We start from the raw sequence: 21,655 nt of genomic DNA, 5'->3' as shown, positions 1-21,655 counted from the left end.
GACAATCGAGGAGCGATCAGCTCAGTGCCTGCAGCACCTTGGCGGTAATCGCTTCCACGGAACCGACGCCAGGAATATGGCTGTATTTCGGTTTGCCGTGTGCAGCGGACAGTTTCTGATAGAAGTCCACCAGCGGCTTGGTCTGGGAATGGTAGACCGACAGGCGATGGCGCACGGTTTCTTCAGTGTCGTCCTTGCGCTGCACCAGGTCTTCACCGGTGATATCGTCCTTGCCTGCCACTTTTGGTGGGTTGTAGACGATGTGGTAAACGCGGCCCGAGCCTTCGTGAACGCGACGACCGGCGATACGCTGGACGATTTCTTCATCTTCAACCGCGATTTCAACCACGGCATCCAGCTCGACGCCGGCCTTCACCAGGGCTTCAGCCTGGGGAATGGTGCGAGGAAAACCGTCGAACAGGAAACCATTCTTGCAATCGTCCTGGCTGATGCGTTCCTTGACCAGGTTGATGATCAGGTCATCGGAGACCAGCCCGCCGCTGTCCATCACGCTCTTGGCGATCAGGCCCAGTTCGGTGCCGGCCTTGACGGCCGCGCGCAGCATGTCGCCGGTGGAGATTTGTGGAATGCCGAATTTTTCAGTGATGAACTTTGCCTGAGTACCTTTACCGGCCCCGGGAGCTCCCAGCAGAATGACGCGCATCGATGTGCTCCTCAATTTTTTATAGAGATGACGCTCGGATTCGCCACGTGGGGCCAATCTCGTAAAAATAGGGTTCGAGGCCGACCAAACGGCCAAAGGCTGATCAAGATACACAGCGGGCCTTAACCACACAAGCCGCCGAAAGTCGCAGTCAATCACGCTGTGCGTGCGCCGCCGGCTGGGTGTGCCTGAGTGCGACCCAAGCGCCTGAACAACGACCGCCCTGTTTTGGGCGGTCGTGCTTGTTCAACTGCAAGCTGTTGAGAACACGCAAAAAACCTTAGCCGGTGTTGCGCAAACCGGCGGCAATACCGGCCACGGACACCAGCAGCGCCTGTTCCAGAGGGCTGTCCTGTGCCGCTTCCTGCGCGCGGGAACGGGCCAGCAGCTCGGCCTGCAACAGGTGTAAGGGGTCCAGGTAGGTATTGCGCAGGCGGATGAACTCAAGGGTGTCCGGGCTATGGGCCAGCAGTTGCGACTGCCCCGTCAGGCCCAGTACCACCTCGCACGCCTGCGACAATAGGTCGCGTAAATGCTCGCCCAGGGATAACAGGTCCGGTTGCACCAGGCGCTCGTCGTACAAACGGGCGATATCGGCGTCGGCCTTGGCCAGCACCATCTCCAGCATATCGATGCGGGTGCGGAAGAACGGCCATTGCTCGCGCATCTGCCCCAGCAGATCGCCCTCACCGCGCGCCAACGCCTTGCTCAACGCCGCTTCCCAGCCCAGCCAGGCGGGCAGCATCAGGCGCGTCTGGGTCCAGCCGAAAATCCACGGAATCGCACGCAGGCTCTCGATGCCGCCGGCACGGCGCTTGGCCGGGCGGCTGCCGAGGGGCAAGCGGCCGAGTTCCTGCTCCGGGGTGGACTGGCGGAAGTACTCGACGAACTGCGGATTTTCCCGCACCACCGCGCGGTAGGCGCTGACGCCGTCGGCCGCCAATTCATCCATCAGATGGCGCCAGGCCGGTTCGGGCGGCGGCGGCGGCAACAGCGTCGCCTCCAGCACGGCGGCCAGATAGAGGTTGAGGTTCTGCTCGGCGATATCCGGCAGGCCGAACTTGAAACGGATCATCTCGCCCTGTTCGGTGGTACGGAAACGCCCCGCCACCGAGCCGGGTGGCTGCGACAGGATCGCCGCGTGAGCCGGGCCACCGCCACGTCCCACGGTGCCGCCGCGGCCGTGGAACAACAGCAGTTCCACCTGTTGCTCGCGGCAGATATCCACCAGACGCTCCTGCGCCCGGTATTGCGCCCACGCGGCGGCGGTGGTGCCGGCGTCCTTGGCCGAATCCGAATAGCCGATCATCACTTCCTGCGGGCCATGCAGGCGCGCGCGATAGCCCGGCAAGAGCAGCAGTTGCTCGATCACAGGCCCTGCGTTATCCAGGTCGGCCAGGGTTTCGAACAGCGGCACCACGCGCATCGGCCGTTGCACGCCCGACTCTTTAAGCAGCAATTGCACGGCCAGCACATCCGACGCCGCGCCCGCCATGGAGATGACATACGAGCCCAGCGACGCCTCAGGTGCGGCGGCAATTTCCTTACAGGTGTTGAGCACCTCGTCGGTATCGGCCGAAGGCTTGAAATAAGCCGGCAGCAGCGGCCGACGGTTGGCCAGTTCCTGCATCAGAAAGCGGATGCGCGCGTCTTCGTCCCACTCTTCATAGCGACCCAGGCCAAGGTAATCGGTGATCTCGCTCATGGCCGCGCAGTGGCGCGTGGAATCCTGGCGTACATCCAGCCGCACCAGGAACAGGCCGAACGTCACCGCGCGGCGCAGGCAATCGAGCAACGGACCGTCAGCGATCACGCCCATGCCGCACTCATGCAGCGACTGGTAGCACAGCTGCAGCGGCTCCAGCAGGTCACGGTTGTCCTGCAACACCTCCGCCGGCGCCGGGGTGCTGCTGCTCAGCGCGGAATGTGCCCACTGGCGTGTGGCGCGCAGGCGCTCGCGCAGTTGCTTGAGCACGGCGCGATAAGGCTCCACGTTGTCGCCGACCCTGGCCTGCAATGCGGCGCTGGCCTTTTGCATCGACAGCTCGGCCGCCAATTGATCGACATCGCGCAGGTACAGATCAGCAGCCATCCAGCGCGCCAGCAGCAGGACCTCGCGGGTGACCGGTGCGGTCACGTTGGGGTTGCCATCGCGGTCGCCGCCCATCCACGAGGCAAAACGAATCGGCGCCGCCTCCAGGGGCAGGTGCAGGCCGGTGGCGGCATGCAGGGCCTGATCGGCCTTGCGCAGGTAATTGGGAATGGCGTGCCACAGCGAATGCTCGATCACCGCAAAGCCCCATTTGGCTTCATCCACCGGCGTGGGCCGGGTGCGGCGGATTTCTTCGGTGTGCCAGGCCTCGGCAATCAGGCGTTGCAGGCGCTCGCGGATCTGCTCGCGCTCGGCAGTGGTGAGGTCGCGGTGATCCTGCAGCGCCAGTTGCGCGGCAATCGCATCGTATTTCTGGATCAGGGTACGCCGGGCCACTTCGGTGGGGTGAGCGGTGAGCACCAGCTCAATCTCCAGGCGCCCGAGCTGGCGGGCCAGGGATTCATCGCTGTGGCCTTCGGCCTGCAGGCGCGCCAACAGCTCAGGCAACACGCGGGACTCGAACGGCGCGGGTTGCGACTCGTCGCGTCGGTGAATCAACTGGTACTGCTCGGCGATATTGGCCAGGTTAAGGAACTGGTTGAAGGCACGGGCCACGGGCAGCAGCTCGTCTTCCTGCAGCTGATTCAGCCGGCTGCTCAGCTCATCGCCTGCGCCACGCCGGTCAGCCTTGGCGCCTTTGCGAATCTGCTCGATCTTGTCGAGAAAGGCATCGCCGTACTGCTCTCGAATGGTATTGCCCAACAATTCACCCAGCAGGTGAACATCCTCACGCAAGCGTGCATCGATATCACTCATCAGCCACTCTCCAGCCAGAATTTGCGGGACGCGCAGGTTTTCCAGAGTGCCGCTCGCGCCGGTTTCTGACAAGACACTTTAAACCTTGGCGCTCGCCGCGAGTCTCAAGCCATGAGTCGACGGGTTTATTCACGCCGCCGGCTGGACGCCCATCACCGCCTGCAGACACAGGTTTTATTGAGGTTGCCATGAAAATTCGAGATCTGGCCCAGCATTGGGAAGAAACCGCCACGGGTCGATTGACCAAGACCGAGTACGCTATTCACCTGGACGTGGAGGCTGCGGCAAGGCTCTCGGCCATCGCTGAAATGTACCCCAAGCGCCAAACCGAAGAATTGCTCGGCGAACTGATTGGCGCAGCCCTTGAAGAGCTGGAAGCGAGCTTTCCCTACGTCAAGGGCCAACACGTGGTGGCGACTGACGAGGAAGGCGATCCGTTATACGAAGACGTCGGCCCCACGCCACGCTTTCTCGAATTGTCGCGTCGCTTTCTGCATGACTTATCCGCCGACGACGATCAATCGAAGCACTCCTGAACTCGAATAACCCCCTGTATTCCGGGCCTCAAGCAGGCTCGGCGTACCACTGCGCGTCGTCAAAGTTCCAAATTTCAAACGCTGACCATTCAGTCAGATATTTTTTTAGGCAAATCGCCATCTCCGCTGAACTTTTGAAAAAAGCCTCCGGTCACAACCAGTAAGCCATCACTTGGAACGGTCGTTTTAAAGGGCACGTCGATTTTTCACCGTCGGCCCCTACCGCTGAACCAGTGAACCGGATTTTGATATTTTTCAGGAGTTATCCAATGGAGTTGAAGACGATGAAGACCAGCACTGCCAAATCCTCGTTTAACCATCTGCGCGGGCTGAAGTTGGCCGCGCTGGCAATCGGCACCAGCTTCGTTCTGGCGGGCTGCGCCGGCAACCCTCCGACCGAGCAGTACGCGGTGACCCAGTCCGCGGTGAACAGCGCTGTCAGCGCTGGCGGCACCGAGTTCGCGGCCGTTGAAATGAAAGCGGCCCAGGACAAGCTCAAAGAAGCTGAAATCGCCATGCACGACAAGAACTATGACAAGGCGCGTCAGTTGGCTGAGCAAGCCGAGTGGGATGCCCGCGTTGCCGAGCGTAAGGCTCAGGCCGCCAAAGCCGACCAGGCTGTGAAAGATTCCCAGAAGGCGGTTGACGATCTGCGCCGCGAAGGCATGCGCCCGGCCGTTATCCAGCAGAAGTAAGCCATTGCTACTGATGACTGCATCGCACCTGATATCGAATTGAAAGGACGACACGATTATGCGTAAACACATGATGATCCCTGCCCTGCTGGCGATGAGCGTTGCTCTGGCGGCTTGCTCCACCCCGCCGAACGCGAACCTGGAAAACGCACGGACCAACTTCACGGCCCTGCAAACCAACCCGCAAGCGACCAAGCTGGCCGCGCTTGAAACCAAAGACGCCAGCGAATGGCTGGACAAGGCTGACAAGGCCTACCGCGACAAGGAAGACGAGAAGAAAGTCGACCAACTGGCGTACCTGACCAACCAGCGCGTTGAAGTGGCCAAAGACACCATTTCCCTGCGTGAGTCCGAAGCCAAGCTGAAAAACGCTGGCGACGACCGTGCCCGTGCTCTGCTGGACGCGCGTGATGCGCAGATCAAGCAGCTGCAGAACAGCCTGAACGCCAAGCAAACCGACCGTGGCACCCTGGTGACCTTCGGTGACGTGCTGTTCGCCACCAACAAGTCCGATCTGAAATCCACTGGCCTGGTCAACATCACCAAGCTGGCGCAGTTCCTGCGCGATAATCCGGACCGCAAAGTAATCGTCGAAGGCTACACCGACAGCACCGGTTCCGATTCGTACAACCAGAGCCTGTCCGAGCGCCGCGCGGCTTCCGTACAGCGTGCACTGGCCCAGCAAGGCGTGGACATCTCGCGCATCGTGACCCAGGGTTATGGCAAGGAATACCCGGTTGCCGATAACGGCAGCGCCTCGGGCCGCGCCATGAACCGTCGCGTTGAAGTGACCATCTCCAACGACAACCAGCCGGTCAAGCCACGCTCTTCCATGGCTAACTGATCGATTGACGCTGCAAAAAAAAACCCACCTTTCGGTGGGTTTTTTTCGATCAGACTTCGACCTTACGACCGTTGTCACTCTCCGGCATCATCGCCTCCATGCCTTGGCGACCGGCCATCATTTTATCAAGCGCCTCCTGGTCCATCTGGCCGCCTTCACCGCCCCCAGCGCCACCGCCCTGCGCGCCACCCATGGCCTTGGACAGAATCTCCATGAGCATTTTCATCGGATCCTGTTTTGCCTGGCCGTCCTGCGCGCCTTGGGCACCTTGCTGGCCGCCCTGGCCCAGCTTTTCTGCGCCCTGGGCCATTTCCATCATCTTGGCGATTGCGCCAATTCCGCCCATTCCACCAATCATGTTTACACTCCCGGAATCGATATACGTAAGTTGTCTGCCAGCAACACTGACATGTCACTCAGTGGCGTCTTACGCAATACCGTTCCAGATATTTCTGGAATCGGGCGATTTAGGTGAGGGGCACGCTACTCGCGCACTGTGGGTGTTTCCTGGCCCATGCAGCGAACAGCCTGCTTTTTGTCGTTAACCAGCACGCCACTCAAACCTTTGTGTTCGGTATCAAACATCACCAGCACACCCTCGACACACTGCGCCACCTGGGCAGCCGGGGTCAGTGACACCTTATAGTCCTCGCCCGGTACGGTTTTGAGCAGGGTAAAGTCGCTGAGCAGCAACGCGTCTTCGGGTTTGGCGAAATGCAGGTAGCCGTAATACCACAGGCAGCCGACCGTACCGATGAGGGTGCCGATGCCGGTGAGAATCAGCGGGATCAGGTTGCGCTCTTCGCTCATTGCGCAGTCTCTGACGAATCGACTTGGGGAGCGGGGTAGTTCGGAATTTCCCCCAGGCGGCGCAGGCCATTGAAGTGCTGCGGGTCATCCAGATAACGCAGCATTACGGTTTGCCAGGTCTTGTCGGCAAAGGTCTGCACGTGGCCGCCACGGGTCAGTTGCAACACCCTCGGCGGCGGCGCGGCTTGATACAGGCGGATGCCGTTGGCGACCGGCACAATCGGGTCGTCCAGGCTGTGAAACAACAGTTTGGGCACGCCGGTAAGACGGGGCATGGCCGTGATCGCACTGTCGGCATCCGGCACCAGCCACGACAGTGGCACCTGCAACGGCCAGGTCAACCAGGACGTGCTCAGGGCGAATTGCCCTACGTCACGATAACTGGCAGGCACGCCATCCAGCACCAGCGCCTTGAGTTGGGACTGGCGCTGTGGATGCTCTGCCAGGTAGTGCACCGCGAGCGCACCGCCAAGGCTCTGACCGAGGACGATCAGCGGCTGCCCCTGGGCTTCGGGGGCCCGGTCGAGCCAGTTGAAGGCGGCATCCACATCCTGATAGACCGCCGGCAACGAGGGCTTGCCCTGCGACAGCCCGTAGCCGCGATAGTCCAGCAGCAGCACCTGATAGCCCTGCTCAGGCAACCACCAACTGCCGCCCAGGTGCCAGGCCAGGTTGCCGCCGTTGCCATGCAGGTGCAGCACCGTGCCTTTGAGCGGCACACCCGCCTTGGCCGGCAGCCACCAGGCATGCAGTTTCACGCCGTCGGCGGTGGTAAGGGTGACATCACGGTACTGCAGATGAGCTTTCTCCGGCGTGAACGGCAGACCGGGTTCGGGGTAGAACAGCAGGGAGCTACAGCCGCTCAATGTGAGCAGCAGGCACAGGATGCCGAGGATTCTCATCCGTTGAAACCTCTTGATTTGGCTGAAATTACCGTTTGCTCCAGGGTTCGGTCACAGGATATTGGAGTAATCCGCTTCGATCCGGTCCAGGCTCAGGTGATTGAGGAAGTTGGAAAAACACATCCACGCCGCCAGCGCGTTCATGTCGCGAAACTGCTCGGGCAGGTACTTGGGTGGCACCACCAGGCCTTCGTCGACCAGTTGGCGCAGGGTGCGCATGTCTTCCAGGGTGGTCTTGCCGCAGAACAGCAGCGGCACCTGCTCCAGCTTGCCTTTGCGCACGGCAAGCTGGATGTAGTTGTAGACCATGATGAAGCCCTTGAGGTAGGACAGGTCCTTGGTGAACGGCAGCCCGTTCGGCACCGAGCCACGAAACACCCGGCTGGCGTTGCCATAGCTTTCGGCAATCTCGAAACCTTGCTCGCGGAAGAACTCGAACACCTGCAGAAAGTCCGCGCCCTCCTCCACCATATGAATGGCACGGGTGCGGTTGGTGAGCTTGCGCAGGCGACTGGGGTAGGAGGCGAACGTGATGATCTCCATCAAAATCGCCAGACCCTCCTGGGTCACGGTGGACGACGGCGGCCCCTTGGACAGGAAGGTGCAGATCGGCTGGTTCTGGCCGTTAAGGGTAGTGCCCACGTGCACCAGCCCTTCATGCACTTCCAGGGCACGTACGTCGCGGTCGTTGAACATCGCGTCGGCGCGGATCTTGATGTAGTCGGCGCCCGCTGCGGCGTCGGCGACGATGCCATCGGACTCGAACACGCGAATGGTCTCTTCGGCCTCGCCAAACACTTTATTCAAGCGGGTTTGCAGCAGCGCCACGGCGTCCTTGGCGGTGAGGGTCTTGGCTTCGTCCTTGAGGTCGCCGCGGCCGTCGATATTGTTCAGGTAGTCGGAGAGCATCAGGCCCAGGTCGGCCAGGGTCGGGTCGCCGGCGTGGAAGGCGTCGGAGGCCGCGCCGTAGAGTTCCTGGGAGATCAGGCCGAAGTCCTCGGTGCCGCGCGCTTCCAGCATGCGCACCACCATGCGGTATTCGCGGCACATGCGGCGCATGATCTGCCCCACCGGGCTGAACTGGCCGAGGCGACGGGTGATGTCACGCTCGATGTTCTGGAACTCAAGCTTGACCGCGCTGGAGTCGAACGCCAATGGCCGGTTCAGGTAATAGTCGCGATCAACGGCGGGCATCTCCCTGCCCTTGGCCTTGAGGAATCCCTGGCGAATGTTCTCGTCCCACTTCACGGCATCGAGCACGCGAATCGGTGTTTGCGCCAGCACAATGCGGTCGGACAAGGTGCGTATCGTCTGCTGGTAATCGTCCACCCGATGCTTCCTCTTTAAACGTTATTTGCCCGCGCGCCGGTAGCGTACGGCTTGCACGAATACATCGGCGTTGGCCGGGTCATCCAGGTAGGCGAAGACCTGTTCCATGGGACTGTCGATCAGCACGCCGTCGCCTTCGACGGTTTGCACGGCAGTGCCTTGCAGCGCCTTCTGTTCCATCGCTTGATGAATCTGCTCAAGGTCGAGGTTGTAGACCACTAATTCGTGCTTTTCGTCGAATTCGAAACCCGCCAGGATGAAATGCCCGCCCAGCTTGGCCGGCAGCGGCGCCGACAGGTACCAGCGCCCGCCATGGTGCGACACGCTGAACAGGTATTCATCACGCTGCCCCGGCTTGGCTGAAGGATAGCTCACGGCTTTGTAACGCTGTTCACCGGCGCGGGTAATCTGCAGGTTCAGCGGCTCGCCCCAGGCGTTTCTGCTGACCCATTTGCCCAGCAACTCGTTGGGCGCCGCTTCGCGTGTGGGCAGCGGGTTTTTGAAGGTCACCAGGCAACCGCTGAGCAGCAGGAACGACAGGACGATGACCGCGACACGCCAGGCTTTCATTGCGTACTCCATGAAGGATGGGAGCTGGCTTGCCTGCGATAGCATCACCGCGGTGTGCCTGAACGACCCGGGAGTCTGCATCACAGGCAAGCCAGCGCCCACATAAAGCGGATCGCACACAGGCATGGCTAGACCGAGGCCAACACCAAATGCATGTAACGCTTGAGGATCTCAAGCATCTCGTCACTGGTCAGCGGCTCTGCGCCGCCCAACAGGCCCTGATATTCCATCCGACTGATAATCGCCGTCAACACTTTGGCATCCTGCTGCGGCTCGCGCGAGCCCAATACCTGGAAAAACTGCCCGGTGCCCTGCAACAGAATCTGCTGGTGGGAGCGCACCAGTTCGGCCAGTCGCGGGTTCAGCAGCGCTTCCTGGCGAAACGCCTGCTCGGCCATCAGGTAGTCGCGCCGATTGCTCAACTGGCGCTGCACATAGTCCGCCGTCAGCCGCGCAATGTCATCGGCCAACTGCGAACGCGATGCCGGGCTGCCGTCGCCGTAAGCGACCATCTCGCGCAGCAGGCCTTCGTTGCGCACCCACAGCTTGCCCATGAACGCGGCGCTGCGTTCGACGTATTGGGCGAAGGTATCGGTGAGCAAGTCATCGATGTCCTTGAAATAGTAGGTGGTGGCTGACAACGGCACACCGGCCTCCGCCGCCACGGCGCGATGGCGCACGGCACGTACGCCGTCACGCACGACGATGCGCATGGCCGCATCGAGAATCTCCTGCCGGCGTTGTTCGCTGCCTCGACGACTGGCCTTGCGGCCCTGGTACTGGACACTTTCAGCCACGGCAGCAGCAATGCCGGCGGCGCCTTCTTGAGCCATTACGCGGTTCACCACACACATCCTTGGATTTGATTAAAACCTGGCGCTGTTTGCTTGACGCTTATAAACGCCACATAAAAAAGCCGCCTTATAAAAGGCGGCTCAGGATTTCACTTCGGTCAGGCTTGCGGCCGCATGTGCGGGAACAGAATCACATCGCGGATCGACGGCGAGTTGGTCAACAGCATCACCAGACGGTCGATGCCGATACCTTCACCGGCAGTGGGCGGCATGCCGTATTCCAGGGCACGCACGAAGTCGGCGTCGTAGTGCATGGCTTCGTCGTCACCGGCGTCCTTGTCGGCCACCTGGGCCATGAACCGCTCGGCCTGGTCTTCTGCGTCGTTGAGCTCGGAGTAGGCGTTGGCGATTTCGCGGCCGCCGATGAACAGCTCGAAACGGTCGGTGACGTTCGGGTTGTCGTCGTTGCGACGGGCCAGTGGCGACACTTCGAACGGGTACTGGGTAATGAAGTGCGGCTGCTCCAGCTTGTGCTCCACCAGCTCTTCGAAAATCATCACCTGCAGCTTGCCCAGGCCTTCGAAACCCAGCACCTTGGCGCCGGCTTTCTTGGCGATGGCGCGGGCCTTGTCGATATCGTTGAGGTCGTCAGCGGTCAGCTCGGGATTGTACTTGAGGATCGAGTCGAACACCGACAGCCGCACGAACGGCTCGCCAAAGTGGAACAGCTTGTCGCCGTACGGCACGTCGGTTGTCCCGAGAACAAGCTGCGCCAGCTCGCGGAACAACTCCTCGGTGAGGTCCATGTTGTCTTCGTAGTCGGCGTACGCCTGGTAGAACTCCAACATGGTGAATTCAGGGTTGTGACGGGTCGAGACGCCTTCGTTACGGAAGTTGCGGTTGATCTCGAAGACCTTTTCAAAGCCCCCCACCACCAGGCGCTTGAGGTACAGCTCCGGCGCAATACGCAGGAACATTGGCAGGTCGAGCGCGTTGTGGTGAGTCTCGAACGGCTTGGCTGCGGCGCCCCCGGGGATGGTCTGCAGCATCGGCGTTTCCACTTCGAGGAAGTCACGCTTGGCAAGGAAACTACGGATGTGGGCGATCACCTGCGAGCGCACGCGGAAGGTCTGGCGCACGTCTTCGTTGACGATCAGGTCAACGTAGCGCTGGCGATAGCGCTGCTCGGTGTCGGTGAGGCCGTGGTGCTTGTCCGGCAGCGGGCGCAGGGATTTGGTCAGCAGGCGCACGCTGGTCATTTCGACGTACAGGTCGCCCTTGCCGGAACGGGCCAGGGTGCCTTCGGCGGCAATGATGTCGCCCATGTCCCAGGTTTTCACCGAGGCCAGGGTTTCTTCAGGCAGGGTCTTGCGGTTGACGTAGACCTGGATACGCCCGGTCATGTCCTGGATCACCATGAACGAGCCACGGTTGAGCATGATGCGACCTGCCACCTTGACCGGAATCGCAGCCTCTGCCAGCTCTTCCTTGGTCTTGTCCACGTACTGCTTCTGCAAGGCATCGCAGTAGTTGTCGCGGCGGAAGTCGTTGGGGAAGGCATTGCCCTTGGCGCGCTCGGCAGCAAGCTTTTCCTTGCGCAGGGCGATCAGGGAGTTTTCTTCCTGTTGCAGGGCTTGCGGGTCGAGTTGTTGGTCGCTCATGTCTTTAAAAATTCCATCACAGGTTCGTTGCCCTCAGGCCTGCGGCCTGGGGATCGCGGGGCAAGGACCAGGCGTCCCCCCCGCTCCCACATAGGGTGTTACAGGCCGGATTTCAGGCTGGCTTCCAGGTATTCGTCGATGTCGCCGTCGAGCACCTTGTCGCAGTCGCTGCGTTCGATATTGGTACGCAGATCCTTGATCCGCGACGCATCGAGTACATAAGAGCGGATCTGATGACCCCAGCCGATATCCGACTTGGTGTCTTCCAGCGCCTGGGACGCGGCGTTGCGCTTCTGCATTTCCTGCTCGTACAACCTGGCCCGCAGCATTTTCATGGCGGTGTCCTTGTTGGCGTGCTGGGAACGCTCGTTCTGGCAGCTGACCACGGTGTTGGTCGGTACGTGGGTAATCCGTACGGCCGAGTCGGTAGTGTTTACGTGCTGACCACCGGCACCGGAGGAGCGGTAGGTATCGATGCGCAGGTCGGCCGGGTTGATCTCGATTTCCACCTTGTCATCGATCTCCGGCGAGACGAACACCGCCGAGAACGAGGTATGACGGCGGTTGCCGGAGTCGAACGGGCTCTTGCGCACCAGGCGGTGCACGCCGATCTCGGTACGCAACCAGCCAAAGGCGTATTCACCCTTGATGTGCACGGTGGCGCCCTTGATACCGGCGACTTCCCCGGCGGACAGCTCCATGATGGTCGCGTCGAAACCGCGCTTGTCGGCCCAGCGCAGGTACATGCGCAACAGGATGTTGGCCCAGTCCTGGGCCTCGGTGCCGCCGGAACCGGCCTGAATGTCCAGGTAGGCGTTGTTCGGGTCCATTTCATGGCTGAACATGCGACGGAATTCAAGCTTGGCGAGGTTTTCCTCGAGACGGGCCAGCTCGGCGACGACATCGCCCACTGCGCCTTCATCGTCTTCTTCGACGGCCATGTCCAGCAGGTCACGGCAATCGCCCAGGCCGGTGTTCAGCTCGTCGAGGGTGTCGACGATCTGCGCCAGCGCCGAGCGCTCGCGGCCCAGTTCCTGGGCGTATTCAGGTTTGTTCCAGACAGCAGGATCTTCAAGCTCGCGGTTGACTTCGGTCAGACGCTCATGCTTTTGATCGTAGTCAAAGATACCCCCGAATAGTTTCGGAGCGCTCGGACAGGTCCTTGATGGTGTTCAGGATCGGGTTGATTTCCATGGCGGGCAGCACTCGTTGGCGAACTTTTGAAAGCCGGCGAGTATAACGGCAAACAGGCGCAAACGGCAGCCCGCTTGGCGAAAAGGCCGGGCCAAAAGTGGGAGGGGGCTTGCTCCCGATGGCAGCGTGTCAGTCGCCCACCGCGTGGCTGATACACCGCTATCGGGAACAAGTCCCCTCTCACACGTTGATTAGCGGCGCACTCGGATCATTCGATCCCCACCTGATTACGCCCATTATGCTTGGCCATGTACAACCCCTTGTCCGCCGCCATGATCAACTGCCGGCAATCGGTGCCCTGCACCGGCGTGAGGGTCGACAGGCCGATGCTGATGGTCAGGCTCGAACCTTCAGTGGGCGCGATGTGCGGGATTTTCAGCGCGGCGACGGCCATGCGCAGCTTTTCGGCCACCAGCCGTGCGCCGCCCGGCGAGGTGTTGGGCAGCACCAGGGCGAACTCTTCACCGCCGTAACGCGCCGGCAGGTCCGAGGGGCGGCTGCTGGCGTCGCGGATGGCGGCGGCGACCTTGCGCAGGGCCTCGTCGCCCTCGACATGGCCGAAGCTGTCGTTGTAGGTCTTGAAGAAGTCCACGTCGATCATCAGCAGCGAGAGCTGGGTCTGGTCGCGCATGGCGCGGCGCCATTCCAGTTCCAGGTATTCGTCGAAGTGCCGGCGATTGGACAACCCGGTGAGGCCGTCGGAGTTCATCAGGCGTTGCAGCACCAGATTGGTGTCCAGCAGCTGTTGCTGGCTGACGCGCAGCGCGCGATAGGCGGCATCGCGCTGCAACAGGGTCATATAGGAGCGTGAGTGATAGCGAATGCGCGCCACCAGCTCGATGTTATCCGGCAGCTTGACCAGGTAATCGTTGGCACCGGCAGCAAACGCGGCGCTCTTGATCAGCGGATCTTCCTTGGTGGAAAGCACGATGATCGGGATGTTCGCGGTGGCCGGGTGGTTGCGGTATTCGCGCACCAGAGTCAAACCGTCCAGGCCCGGCATCACCAGGTCCTGCAGGATCACCGTGGGTTTGATGCGGATCGCCTGGGCAATCGCCTGGTGCGGGTCGGCGCAGAAGTGGAAGTCGATGTTCTCCTCATGGGCCAGGCCGCGACGCACGGCTTCGCCGATCATGGCCTGGTCGTCGACCAGCAACACCATGGCGGCATTTTCGTCGGTCTTGATGTCGTCGATCTGTAAGTCATTCATGTGCAGTCACCTGAATTACCACCTGCAGGCCGGCGTTGACTGGGGCGTTGATCATTTTGCAAAAACCTCCAGCAACCGGGGCGCAATCCTGTCCAGTGGGCGAATTTCAACAGCGGCTTCAATCGCCGCCGCCGCTTTGGGCATGCCATACACCGCCGAACTCTGCTGGTCCTGGGCGATGGTCAAATAGCCTTGTTCACGCATTGATTTAAGTCCCTGTGCCCCGTCGCGCCCCATACCGGTCAGCAACACGCCGACGGCATCGCCATTCCAGTGGCTGGCCACGCTTTCAAAAAATACATCGATGGACGGCCGGTAAATCTCGTTCACCGGCTCTGCGGTATAGGCCAGCGTGCCGTTCTTCAACAGACGAATATGGTGGTTGGTGCCGGCCAGCAGCACCACGCCGCTTTGTGGCGGCTCGCCTTCACGGGCCAGGCGCACCGGCAGGCCGGAGGAGCTGCTCAGCCACTCGGCCATGCCCGCGGCGAATACCTGATCGACATGCTGCACCAGCACGATGGCGGCGGGAAAGTCCCGCGGCAACCCCTTGAGCAGGCTTTCCAGGGCAGCCGGGCCGCCAGCCGAGGAGCCGATCGCTACCAGGCTGTGGGGCTTGCCCATGATGCGCTGGGGTGCGGTTTCGGCGCGCACGCGGCTGCCACGCTGGCCGATCAGCCAGCCGATATTGAGGATCTTGCGCAGCAACGGCGCGGCCGCATCCCTGGGGTTGCCTACGCCCAGCGCGGGGGTGTCCACCACGTCCAGGGCGCCATGGCCCATGGCTTCGAACACCCGGCTCATGTTGGCCTGGCGGTCGACGGTCACCAGCAGAATCGCGCACGGGTTATCGGCCATGATCTGCCGGGTGGCTTCCACACCGTCCATCACCGGCATGATCAGGTCCATCAGGATCAGGTCCGGGGTCAGTTCGGCGCAGCGTTGCACCGCCTGCAGGCCATTGCCGGCCACCCACACCACCTGGTGCGAAGGCTCGAAACTCAGGGCGCGGCGCAGGGCTTCGACGGCGAGCGGCATGTCGTTGACGATGGCAATCTTCATGCCCGCGCGCCTCCGATCAGTTCGACCACGGCGTCAAGCAGGGCGTCATCATGGAAGCTGGCCTTCGCCAGATAATAGTCGGCGCCGGCGTCGAGTCCTCGCCGCCGGTCTTCTTCGCGGTCCTTGTAGGACACCACCATCACCGGCAACGATTGCAGGCGCGTGTCTCGGCGCAGGAGTGTGACCAATTCGATACCGTCCATACGAGGCATATCAATGTCTGTGATCAGCAGGTCGAAGTCTTCGGAGCGCAAGGCGTTCCACCCGTCCATGCCGTCGACCGCCACGGCCACTTCATAGCCGCGATTGAGCAGCAGTTTGCGTTGCAGCTCACGCACGGTGAGCGAGTCGTCCACCACCAGCACGCGCTTGCGCGGCGCTTCGGTGGCCTGCTGGCTGCGCCGGGCGATGCGTTCCAGGCGGCCGGTGTTGAGCAGTTTGTCCACCGAGCGCAGCATGTCCTCCACATCGACAATCAGCACCACCGAGCCATCGTCGAGCAAAGCGCCGGCGGAAATATCCTGAACCTTGCCAAGGCGGTCATCCAGCGGCAGCACCACCAGCGTGCGCTCACCGATAAAGCGCTCCACGGCAATCCCGTACACCGCGTCGCGCTCGCGGATCACCACGACTTTAAGCGTTTCGTCATTGTTCTGCCCTGGCGGGCGCTGCAACAACTGGCTGGCGGCGACCAGGCCGACATGCCGGCCCTCATGCCAGAAATGCTGGCGGCCTTCCAACTGCACAATGTCGTCGGGGGCCAGGTCGCACATGCGTTCGATATGGGCCAGCGGGAAGGCGTAAGCCTCTTCGCCGACTTCGACCACCAGGCTGCGCACCACCGACAGGGTCAACGGCACTTCCAAGTGGAAGCGGCTGCCCTGCCCCGCCGTTTGCTCCAGCACCACCGCGCCGCGCAGTTGCCGCACCATATGCTGCACCGCATCCAGGCCAACTCCGCGCCCGGACACTTCGGTGACCTTGTCGCGCAGGCTGAAGCCCGGCAGGAAGAGGAACGTCAGCAGCTCCTCCTCGCTCAGACGCAGGGCGGTTTCCAGCGGCGACAGGTGCCGATCGACGATGCTGCCGCGCAGGCGCTCCAGGTCGACGCCATTGCCGTCGTCGCTCAGTTCCAGCACCAGCAAGCCGGCCTGATGGGAGGCGCGCAGACGGATCAGGCCTTCGGCAGGCTTGCCGGCGAGCACGCGCTGCTCGGGCATTTCAATGCCATGGTCGACGGCATTGCGCAATAAATGGGTGAGCGGCGCTTCGAGTTTTTCCAGCACGTCGCGGTCGACCTGGGTCTTTTCGCCCTCGATCTCCAGGCGCACCCGCTTGCCCAGGGTACGGCCAAGGTCGCGGACCATGCGTGCCTGCCCCGCCAATACATCGGCAAATGGGCGCATGCGGCAGGCCAGCGCGGTGTCATAAAGCACCTGCGCACGCTGCCCGGCCTGCCAGCCGAACTCGTCCAGCTCGGCGGTTTTTTCCGCCAGCAGGGCCTGGGCTTCGCTCAGCAGGCGACGGGTATCGGCCAGGGCTTCCTGGGCTTCGAGGTTCAGATTCAGGGTCTTGAGCTGGCCGTCCAGGGAGTCCAGCGCGCGCACGCCCTGGCTTTGAATGCGCTTGAGGCGTTGCAGGCTGGCCAGATACGGCTTGAGCCGCTGGGTTTCCACCAGGGATTTGCTGGACAGGTCCAGCAGGCTGTTCAGGCGCTCGGCGGTGACGCGCAGCACGCGTTCGCCGCCTTCGGTCATGCGCTTGCCCGGACGCGCGGGCTCGCTGGCAGCAGGCGGCGCAGGTTCGGGCTCAGGCTCGGGCTCGAGCGGCAAGGTTTCCATGACAGGCGTCGGAGCCGGCGCTGGCTCGGCTGGCGCTGCGATCTTTGCCGTGGGCTGCGACGGATCCAGCAAGCGCTCCATCAGCGCCACATAGGCTGCGATATCGGCAGGCGAGACGTCGTTGCCCGGCGTGGCGATGCGCATCAGCAGGTCGGTGCCCTGCAGCAGCGCGTCGATGTGCTCAGGTTGCAGGTACAGGCGTGCTTCCTGGGCACTGACCAGGCAGTCCTCCATCACGTGGGCCACACTGACCCCGGCGTCCACCCCGACGATGCGCGCCGCGCCCTTGAGCGAGTGCGCGGCGCGCATGCAGGCTTCGAGCTGGTCGGCCTGGGTGGGATTGCGTTCCAGGGCCAGCAGGCCGGCACTCAGCACCTGGGTTTGCGCATCGGCTTCCAGGCTGAACAGTTCCAGCAGCGAGGCGTCGCGCATCTGGTCGGGGGTCATGTGAGGCTCCGGGTCACGGCGGACAACAATTGTGCCTCGTCCAGCCAGCGCAGGCTGCGGCCCTTCCACTGCAGAACACCCTGGGTGAAGCGCCCACTGGCCTGGGTGCCGGAGGTCGATGCCGCTTTCAGGGTGCGTTCATCGACCGCGTGAATGCCGTCGACTTCGTCCACCGGCACCACCACCGGGCCATCCTGCGCGGCGATGATCAGCATGCGCGGCATGATCCGCCCGCCTGTCGCCCCGGTGCTGGTGGCATCCAGTCCAAGCAGTTCGACCAACGACAGACACGCCACCAGCGCCCCACGCACATTGGCCACGCCGAGCAACGCACGGGAACGCTGGTGCGGCAGGGAATGGATCGGCTGCAGCGGCGCCACCTCCACCAGACAGCGGGTGGCGATGCCCAGCCACTCCTCGCCGAGCCGGAACATCAGCAGCGAACGGGTGACGATGTCCTCATCGACCTCGGCCGCCGCCGGGCGGCGGTCGTCCTGTTGCAGGGCGTAACGGTCCAGCAACCGCGTGGCGGCGGCCGAATACACCGAGCAGTTGCGACAGTGAATATGCTCCGCCAGCAGCGGGCAGGACTTGTCGCCATGAATGCCGATGCGGTTCCAGCAATCGTCGATGGCCTGGGTGTCGGCCAGGGTCAGGTCCAGGCCGGCGGTGTCGAGCGCCTTGGTGCTACTCATCGTTTGGACTCACTGTCAGCTCGCTCGCTGCGCGCGGCACGTGCCTGCAGGCGACGCGCGCCCGCGCTGTCGCCCTGGGACTCGAGCAGCGCGGCCAGGTGCATCAGGGCCTGCGGGTGCTGGGGTTCCAGGTACAAGGCTTTTCGGTAATAACCCTGGGCTTCCAGGGCGCTGCCGGCCACATCGCTGAGCAGCCCCAGCCAGTAAAATACCTGGGCGGCCGGCGGGTGGTTGCTCAAATAGCGTTCGCAGGCGGCGCGGGCTTCGGCGCTCTTGCCGGCGTTGGCCAGGGTGGCGATCTGGCTGAGCAAGTCGGCCGTGTCGGAGGGCGGCGCCTTGATTGGCACCACCTGGGCGCTGGCCGCGCTGAACGGTCGCGGCTTGACCGGCAGCGGCATCGGTGCCGCGCTGCGCGCAAGCACGGGATTGGGCATGGGTACAAACACCGGCGCCGGCTTGACCGGTTCCGCGTGGCGGCTGAAGGCAAACGACTGCGGCACGCCAATCGAACGCATGCCGTGGCGCCCCAGCAGGCTGCCCTCGGCCGGGCCGATGAACAGCACGCCGTCCAGGTGGGTCAAGCCCTTGAGCACATCGAACACCTGCTGTTGCGTTGGCTGGTCAAAGTAGATCAGCAGGTTGCGGCAAAACACGAAATCGTAGGCCGATTCATTGGCGAGCAGCGCCGGGTCAAGCAGGTTGCCGACCTGCAGGCGCACCTGTTCGCGCACGCGGTCGGCGATGTGATACCCCTCGGCCTGTTCGCTGAAGTGGCGGTCGCGAAAGTCGATGTCGCCGCCGCGAAACGAATTCTTGCCGTACACGCCGCGCCGGGCGCGCTCCACCGACAGCGGGCTGACGTCCATGCCCTGCACCTTGAACTGGTGCGGCGCAAGGCCGGCATCGAGCAGGGCCATGGCGATCGAATAGGGCTCCTCGCCCGTGGAGCATGGCAGGCTCAGAATGCGCAAGGCGCGCAGTTGCTTGAGCTCGTCCAGACGCGCCTTGGCCAGCCGCGCGAGGGTTGCGAAGGATTCGGGGTAGCGAAAGAACCAGGTCTCGGGAACGATCACCGCTTCGATCAGCGCCTGCTGTTCGTCGTGGGAGCGTTGCAGGTGCTGCCAGTAATCATCCGCTGTCTGCGCCTGCACCGCCTGGCTGCGCTGGCGCACGGCACGCTCGATAATGGCTTCGCCCACCGAAGCGACGTCCAGGCCGATGCGTTCTTTCAAATAGGCAAAAAAGCGCGGGTCGTTGCTCATAGGCTCAACTCGGCAGAGAACAGCAAGGCACGCACATCTTCGGTGAGCAGGTCATTGACGCCGATCCATTGCGTCAAGCCCGCCGCATCTTCGCGCACCGGCCCAAGGTACGGCGCCTGGCGATTGTCCAGGCCATAAGGCTGGAATTCGGCGGGGTCGCAGCGCAGGGTGTCGGTGGCCTGTTCGAGAATCAGCCCCAGCCGGCGCGGTTCGGCCCAGGATTGCGGCTGGTAGTTGACCAGCACCAGCCGCGTGCTCGTGCGGGCCTGAGCGGCGGTGCCAAAGGTCAGCGCACTCAGGTCGATGACCGGCACCAGCGCGCCGCGATGGGCAAAAATCCCCGACACCCAGGCGGGCGAGTGGGCGATGGGCTTGAGTGGCAGGCGCGGCAGCACTTCGGCCACTTCGGTGGCCTTGAGGGCAAAGCGTTCACTGCCGATGTGGAACAGCAGGAACAACGCCTTTTTCGCTGCCGTAACGGCGCCGCGTTTAGCCGCGAGGTCGCTCATCAGACTTTGAAACGCGACACGCCGCTGCGCAGACCCACCGCAACCTGGCTCAGTTCATCAATGGCAAAGCTGGCCTGACGCAGGGACTCCACGGTCTGGCTGCTGGCATCACCGAGCTGCACCAGCGCGTGGTTGATCTGTTCGGCGCCGGTGGCCTGGGCCTGCATGCCTTCGTTGACCATCAACACCCGTGGCGCCAGCGCCTGCACCTGATGGATGATCTGCGAAAGCTGCTCGCCCACCTGCTGCACTTCGAACATGCCGCGGCGCACTTCCTCGGAGAACTTGTCCATACCCATCACCCCGGCCGACACCGCCGACTGGATCTCGCGCACCATCTGCTCGATGTCGTAGGTGGCCACGGCAGTCTGGTCGGCCAACCGTCGCACTTCGGTGGCCACTACGGCAAAGCCGCGCCCGTATTCGCCGGCCTTCTCGGCCTCGATGGCGGCATTGAGCGAGAGCAGGTTGGTCTGGTCGGCGACCTTGACGATGGTCACCACCACCTGGTTGATGTTGCCGGCCTTTTCGTTGAGGATCGCCAGCTTGGCGTTCACCAGGTCGGCGGCGCCCATCACCGAGTGCATGGTTTCTTCCATGCGCGCCAGGCCCTGCTGGCCGGACCCGGCCGCCACCGAAGCCTGATCGGCGGCGGTGGAGACTTCGGTCATGGTGCGCACCAGGTCCTTGGACGTGGCGGCGATTTCCCGCGACGTCGCGCCGATCTCGGTGGTCGTGGCGGCGGTTTCGGTGGCGGTGGCCTGCTGCTGCTTGGAGGTGGCGGCAATCTCGGTGACCGAGGTGGTGACCTGCACCGAGGAGCGCTGGGCCTGGGACACCAGGGCGGTCAGTTCAGTCATCATGTCGTTGAAGCCGGTTTCCACGGCGTTGAATTCGTCCTTGCGCTCCAGGTTCAGGCGTTTGCTGAGGTCGCCCGTGCGCATGGTTTCGAGGATGTCGACGATGCGCTTCATCGGCGCCATGATCGCGCGCATCAGCAGCAGGCCACACAGGCCGGCAGCGAGAACGGCGATGATCAGCGACACCACCATGCTGATCTTGGCCGACAGCACGGCCTCATCAATGGCCGCCGTGGCGCGGTCGGACACGTTCTTGTTTTCAGTGATGATGTCGTTGAGCTTCATGCGCCCTTCGGTCCAGATCGGCGTCAATTGCTCTTCGAGCAATACGCTGGCACCGGGCAGGTCGTTGGCTTCAACGCGTTCCAGCACCTGGGCCAGAACCTTGTTGTAATTGATGTGCGCGGCCTTGAAGTTGTCGAACTCCATGCGATCGGCCTGGTCATGCACGGTTTTTTCATAGTTGGCCATCTGCTGCTCAATTCGCGCTTCGAAGGACTTGTAGTCATTCTTGTCGGAATTGGTGAGGGTCTTTTCCTCGCGCAAGCCGATGATGTCGATGGTCTGTAAATAGCTGTCGACCCACGCGCTGCGGATCATGGAGCTTAAGTAGACCCCTGGCACCGCATCATCCCTGACGGCTTCCTGACTGACTTCGATCTTCAGCAACCGTGAGTAGGACACCACGACCATCAGCAACATGATCGCAATAATGACCGCAAAGCTCGCCAAAATCCGTTGGCGCAACGTCCAGTTCTTCACAGTAATTCCTCGAAGGGCCATTCAAATGGAGGGGAGTATAGCTGAGCGGAATGTGCGAGGGGGGTTGCTTGCGAGGGCGGTGTGTTTGTATCAAAACGAC

General features: G+C 62.5%; 20 protein-coding genes. 3 read left to right on the top strand and 17 right to left on the bottom strand.

Annotated features, from left to right (window positions below; all coding sequences use genetic code 11):
- Positions 1-16: 16 nt before the first annotated feature.
- Both adk and ppc read right to left on the bottom strand, forming a co-directional pair.
- Positions 17-664 (bottom strand): adenylate kinase, encoded by a 648-nt coding sequence (gene adk / locus LUB09_RS05595; protein ID WP_003231293.1) that lies wholly within the window; start codon positions 662-664, stop codon positions 17-19.
- 280 nt (positions 665-944) lie between these two features.
- A complete protein-coding gene (gene ppc, locus LUB09_RS05590) occupies positions 945-3,572 on the bottom strand; it encodes a phosphoenolpyruvate carboxylase (RefSeq protein WP_231421969.1) in 2,628 nt (875 codons plus the stop codon).
- 188 nt (positions 3,573-3,760) lie between these two features.
- Between ppc and LUB09_RS05585 the strand changes: the two genes are divergently transcribed.
- The 3 genes from LUB09_RS05585 (at position 3,761) to LUB09_RS05575 (ending at position 5,647) form a co-directional block, all read left to right on the top strand.
- The gene (locus tag LUB09_RS05585; protein WP_209989449.1) at positions 3,761-4,108 is read left to right on the top strand and encodes a pilin assembly protein; all 348 of its coding nucleotides are present in this window, start codon (positions 3,761-3,763) and stop codon (positions 4,106-4,108) included.
- Between the two features lie 269 nt (positions 4,109-4,377).
- A complete protein-coding gene (locus LUB09_RS05580; RefSeq protein WP_209989446.1) occupies positions 4,378-4,803 on the top strand; it encodes a DUF4398 domain-containing protein in 426 nt (141 codons plus the stop codon).
- A gap of 58 nt (positions 4,804-4,861) precedes the next feature.
- Complete coding sequence (locus LUB09_RS05575) at positions 4,862-5,647, top strand: OmpA family protein (protein ID WP_231421967.1); 786 nt, start codon at positions 4,862-4,864, stop codon at positions 5,645-5,647.
- Positions 5,648-5,696: 49 nt separating this feature from the next.
- On the opposite strand, the gene LUB09_RS05570 is transcribed toward LUB09_RS05575, so the two are convergent.
- From LUB09_RS05570 to LUB09_RS05500, 15 genes are all read right to left on the bottom strand, one after another.
- A complete protein-coding gene (locus LUB09_RS05570; protein ID WP_231421965.1) occupies positions 5,697-6,005 on the bottom strand; it encodes a hypothetical protein in 309 nt (102 codons plus the stop codon).
- 125 nt (positions 6,006-6,130) lie between these two features.
- Positions 6,131-6,457, bottom strand: a complete 327-nt coding sequence (locus tag LUB09_RS05565; RefSeq protein ID WP_209989437.1) for a hypothetical protein — start codon at positions 6,455-6,457, stop codon at positions 6,131-6,133.
- Positions 6,454-7,359 carry an alpha/beta hydrolase gene (locus tag LUB09_RS05560; RefSeq protein ID WP_231421963.1) on the bottom strand — a complete coding sequence of 302 codons (906 nt, stop codon included), beginning with the start codon at positions 7,357-7,359 and terminating at the stop codon, positions 6,454-6,456. Before LUB09_RS05560 ends, LUB09_RS05565 begins: the two co-directional genes overlap by 4 nt.
- A gap of 51 nt (positions 7,360-7,410) precedes the next feature.
- Positions 7,411-8,688: a flavohemoglobin expression-modulating QEGLA motif protein gene (locus LUB09_RS05555; protein WP_209989431.1), complete on the bottom strand. Its 1,278-nt coding sequence runs from the start codon at positions 8,686-8,688 to the stop codon at positions 7,411-7,413.
- A 21-nt stretch (positions 8,689-8,709) separates the two neighbouring features.
- The gene (locus LUB09_RS05550) at positions 8,710-9,258 is read right to left on the bottom strand and encodes a hypothetical protein (protein ID WP_231421961.1); all 549 of its coding nucleotides are present in this window, start codon (positions 9,256-9,258) and stop codon (positions 8,710-8,712) included.
- Positions 9,259-9,386: 128 nt separating this feature from the next.
- Positions 9,387-10,103 carry a TetR/AcrR family transcriptional regulator gene (locus tag LUB09_RS05545; protein ID WP_209989427.1) on the bottom strand — a complete coding sequence of 239 codons (717 nt, stop codon included), beginning with the start codon at positions 10,101-10,103 and terminating at the stop codon, positions 9,387-9,389.
- 107 nt (positions 10,104-10,210) lie between these two features.
- Complete coding sequence (gene lysS / locus LUB09_RS05540) at positions 10,211-11,713, bottom strand: lysine--tRNA ligase (RefSeq protein ID WP_209989424.1); 1,503 nt, start codon at positions 11,711-11,713, stop codon at positions 10,211-10,213.
- 98 nt (positions 11,714-11,811) lie between these two features.
- A protein-coding gene (prfB, locus tag LUB09_RS05535) for a peptide chain release factor 2 (protein WP_139136795.1) occupies positions 11,812-12,907 on the bottom strand; the annotation gives its coding sequence in 2 pieces (ribosomal slippage) (positions 11,812-12,834 and positions 12,836-12,907; 1,095 coding nt in all).
- 208 nt (positions 12,908-13,115) lie between these two features.
- Positions 13,116-14,117 carry a diguanylate cyclase gene (locus LUB09_RS05530; protein WP_057007744.1) on the bottom strand — a complete coding sequence of 334 codons (1,002 nt, stop codon included), beginning with the start codon at positions 14,115-14,117 and terminating at the stop codon, positions 13,116-13,118.
- A 51-nt stretch (positions 14,118-14,168) separates the two neighbouring features.
- Positions 14,169-15,179, bottom strand: a complete 1,011-nt coding sequence (locus LUB09_RS05525) for a chemotaxis response regulator protein-glutamate methylesterase (RefSeq protein ID WP_231421959.1) — start codon at positions 15,177-15,179, stop codon at positions 14,169-14,171.
- Entirely contained in the window at positions 15,176-17,467 is a 2,292-nt protein-coding gene (locus tag LUB09_RS05520) for a hybrid sensor histidine kinase/response regulator (protein ID WP_209989418.1), read from the bottom strand. Before LUB09_RS05520 ends, LUB09_RS05525 begins: the two co-directional genes overlap by 4 nt.
- A complete protein-coding gene (locus tag LUB09_RS05515; RefSeq protein ID WP_231421949.1) occupies positions 17,464-18,162 on the bottom strand; it encodes a chemotaxis protein CheW in 699 nt (232 codons plus the stop codon). Before LUB09_RS05515 ends, LUB09_RS05520 begins: the two co-directional genes overlap by 4 nt.
- Positions 18,159-19,424, bottom strand: coding sequence for a CheR family methyltransferase (locus LUB09_RS05510; RefSeq protein WP_231421921.1), 1,266 nt, complete (start codon positions 19,422-19,424; stop codon positions 18,159-18,161). The genes LUB09_RS05515 and LUB09_RS05510 overlap by 4 nt, the downstream gene beginning before the upstream one ends.
- Entirely contained in the window at positions 19,421-19,933 is a 513-nt protein-coding gene (locus tag LUB09_RS05505) for a chemotaxis protein CheW (RefSeq protein ID WP_231421919.1), read from the bottom strand. The genes LUB09_RS05510 and LUB09_RS05505 overlap by 4 nt, the downstream gene beginning before the upstream one ends.
- On the bottom strand, positions 19,933-21,555 hold the full coding sequence (locus LUB09_RS05500; protein ID WP_209989408.1) for a methyl-accepting chemotaxis protein: 1,623 nt from the start codon (positions 21,553-21,555) through the stop codon (positions 19,933-19,935). Before LUB09_RS05500 ends, LUB09_RS05505 begins: the two co-directional genes overlap by 1 nt.
- Positions 21,556-21,655: the final 100 nt, after the last annotated feature.

Origin of the sequence: Pseudomonas sp. Leaf59, assembly GCF_920984685.1 — a bacterium.
Lineage (GTDB): Bacteria > Pseudomonadota > Gammaproteobacteria > Pseudomonadales > Pseudomonadaceae > Aquipseudomonas.
This window is presented reverse-complemented; position numbering and strand designations above follow the sequence as displayed.

What these genes read in the sequence shown, in the direction of transcription:
- adk (WP_003231293.1), bottom strand. Translation starts at nt 664, where the DNA reads ATGCGCGTCATTCTGCTGGGAGCTCCCGGGGCCGGTAAAGGTACTCAG.
- ppc (WP_231421969.1), bottom strand. Translation starts at nt 3,572, where the DNA reads ATGAGTGATATCGATGCACGCTTGCGTGAGGATGTTCACCTGCTGGGT.
- LUB09_RS05585 (WP_209989449.1), top strand. Translation starts at nt 3,761, where the DNA reads ATGAAAATTCGAGATCTGGCCCAGCATTGGGAAGAAACCGCCACGGGT.
- LUB09_RS05580 (WP_209989446.1), top strand. Translation starts at nt 4,378, where the DNA reads ATGGAGTTGAAGACGATGAAGACCAGCACTGCCAAATCCTCGTTTAAC.
- LUB09_RS05575 (WP_231421967.1), top strand. Translation starts at nt 4,862, where the DNA reads ATGCGTAAACACATGATGATCCCTGCCCTGCTGGCGATGAGCGTTGCT.
- LUB09_RS05570 (WP_231421965.1), bottom strand. Translation starts at nt 6,005, where the DNA reads ATGATTGGTGGAATGGGCGGAATTGGCGCAATCGCCAAGATGATGGAA.
- LUB09_RS05565 (WP_209989437.1), bottom strand. Translation starts at nt 6,457, where the DNA reads ATGAGCGAAGAGCGCAACCTGATCCCGCTGATTCTCACCGGCATCGGC.
- LUB09_RS05560 (WP_231421963.1), bottom strand. Translation starts at nt 7,359, where the DNA reads ATGAGAATCCTCGGCATCCTGTGCCTGCTGCTCACATTGAGCGGCTGT.
- LUB09_RS05550 (WP_231421961.1), bottom strand. Translation starts at nt 9,258, where the DNA reads ATGAAAGCCTGGCGTGTCGCGGTCATCGTCCTGTCGTTCCTGCTGCTC.
- lysS (WP_209989424.1), bottom strand. Translation starts at nt 11,713, where the DNA reads ATGAGCGACCAACAACTCGACCCGCAAGCCCTGCAACAGGAAGAAAAC.
- LUB09_RS05530 (WP_057007744.1), bottom strand. Translation starts at nt 14,117, where the DNA reads ATGAATGACTTACAGATCGACGACATCAAGACCGACGAAAATGCCGCC.
- LUB09_RS05525 (WP_231421959.1), bottom strand. Translation starts at nt 15,179, where the DNA reads ATGAAGATTGCCATCGTCAACGACATGCCGCTCGCCGTCGAAGCCCTG.
- LUB09_RS05520 (WP_209989418.1), bottom strand. Translation starts at nt 17,467, where the DNA reads ATGACCCCCGACCAGATGCGCGACGCCTCGCTGCTGGAACTGTTCAGC.
- LUB09_RS05515 (WP_231421949.1), bottom strand. Translation starts at nt 18,162, where the DNA reads ATGAGTAGCACCAAGGCGCTCGACACCGCCGGCCTGGACCTGACCCTG.
- LUB09_RS05510 (WP_231421921.1), bottom strand. Translation starts at nt 19,424, where the DNA reads ATGAGCAACGACCCGCGCTTTTTTGCCTATTTGAAAGAACGCATCGGC.
- LUB09_RS05505 (WP_231421919.1), bottom strand. Translation starts at nt 19,933, where the DNA reads ATGAGCGACCTCGCGGCTAAACGCGGCGCCGTTACGGCAGCGAAAAAG.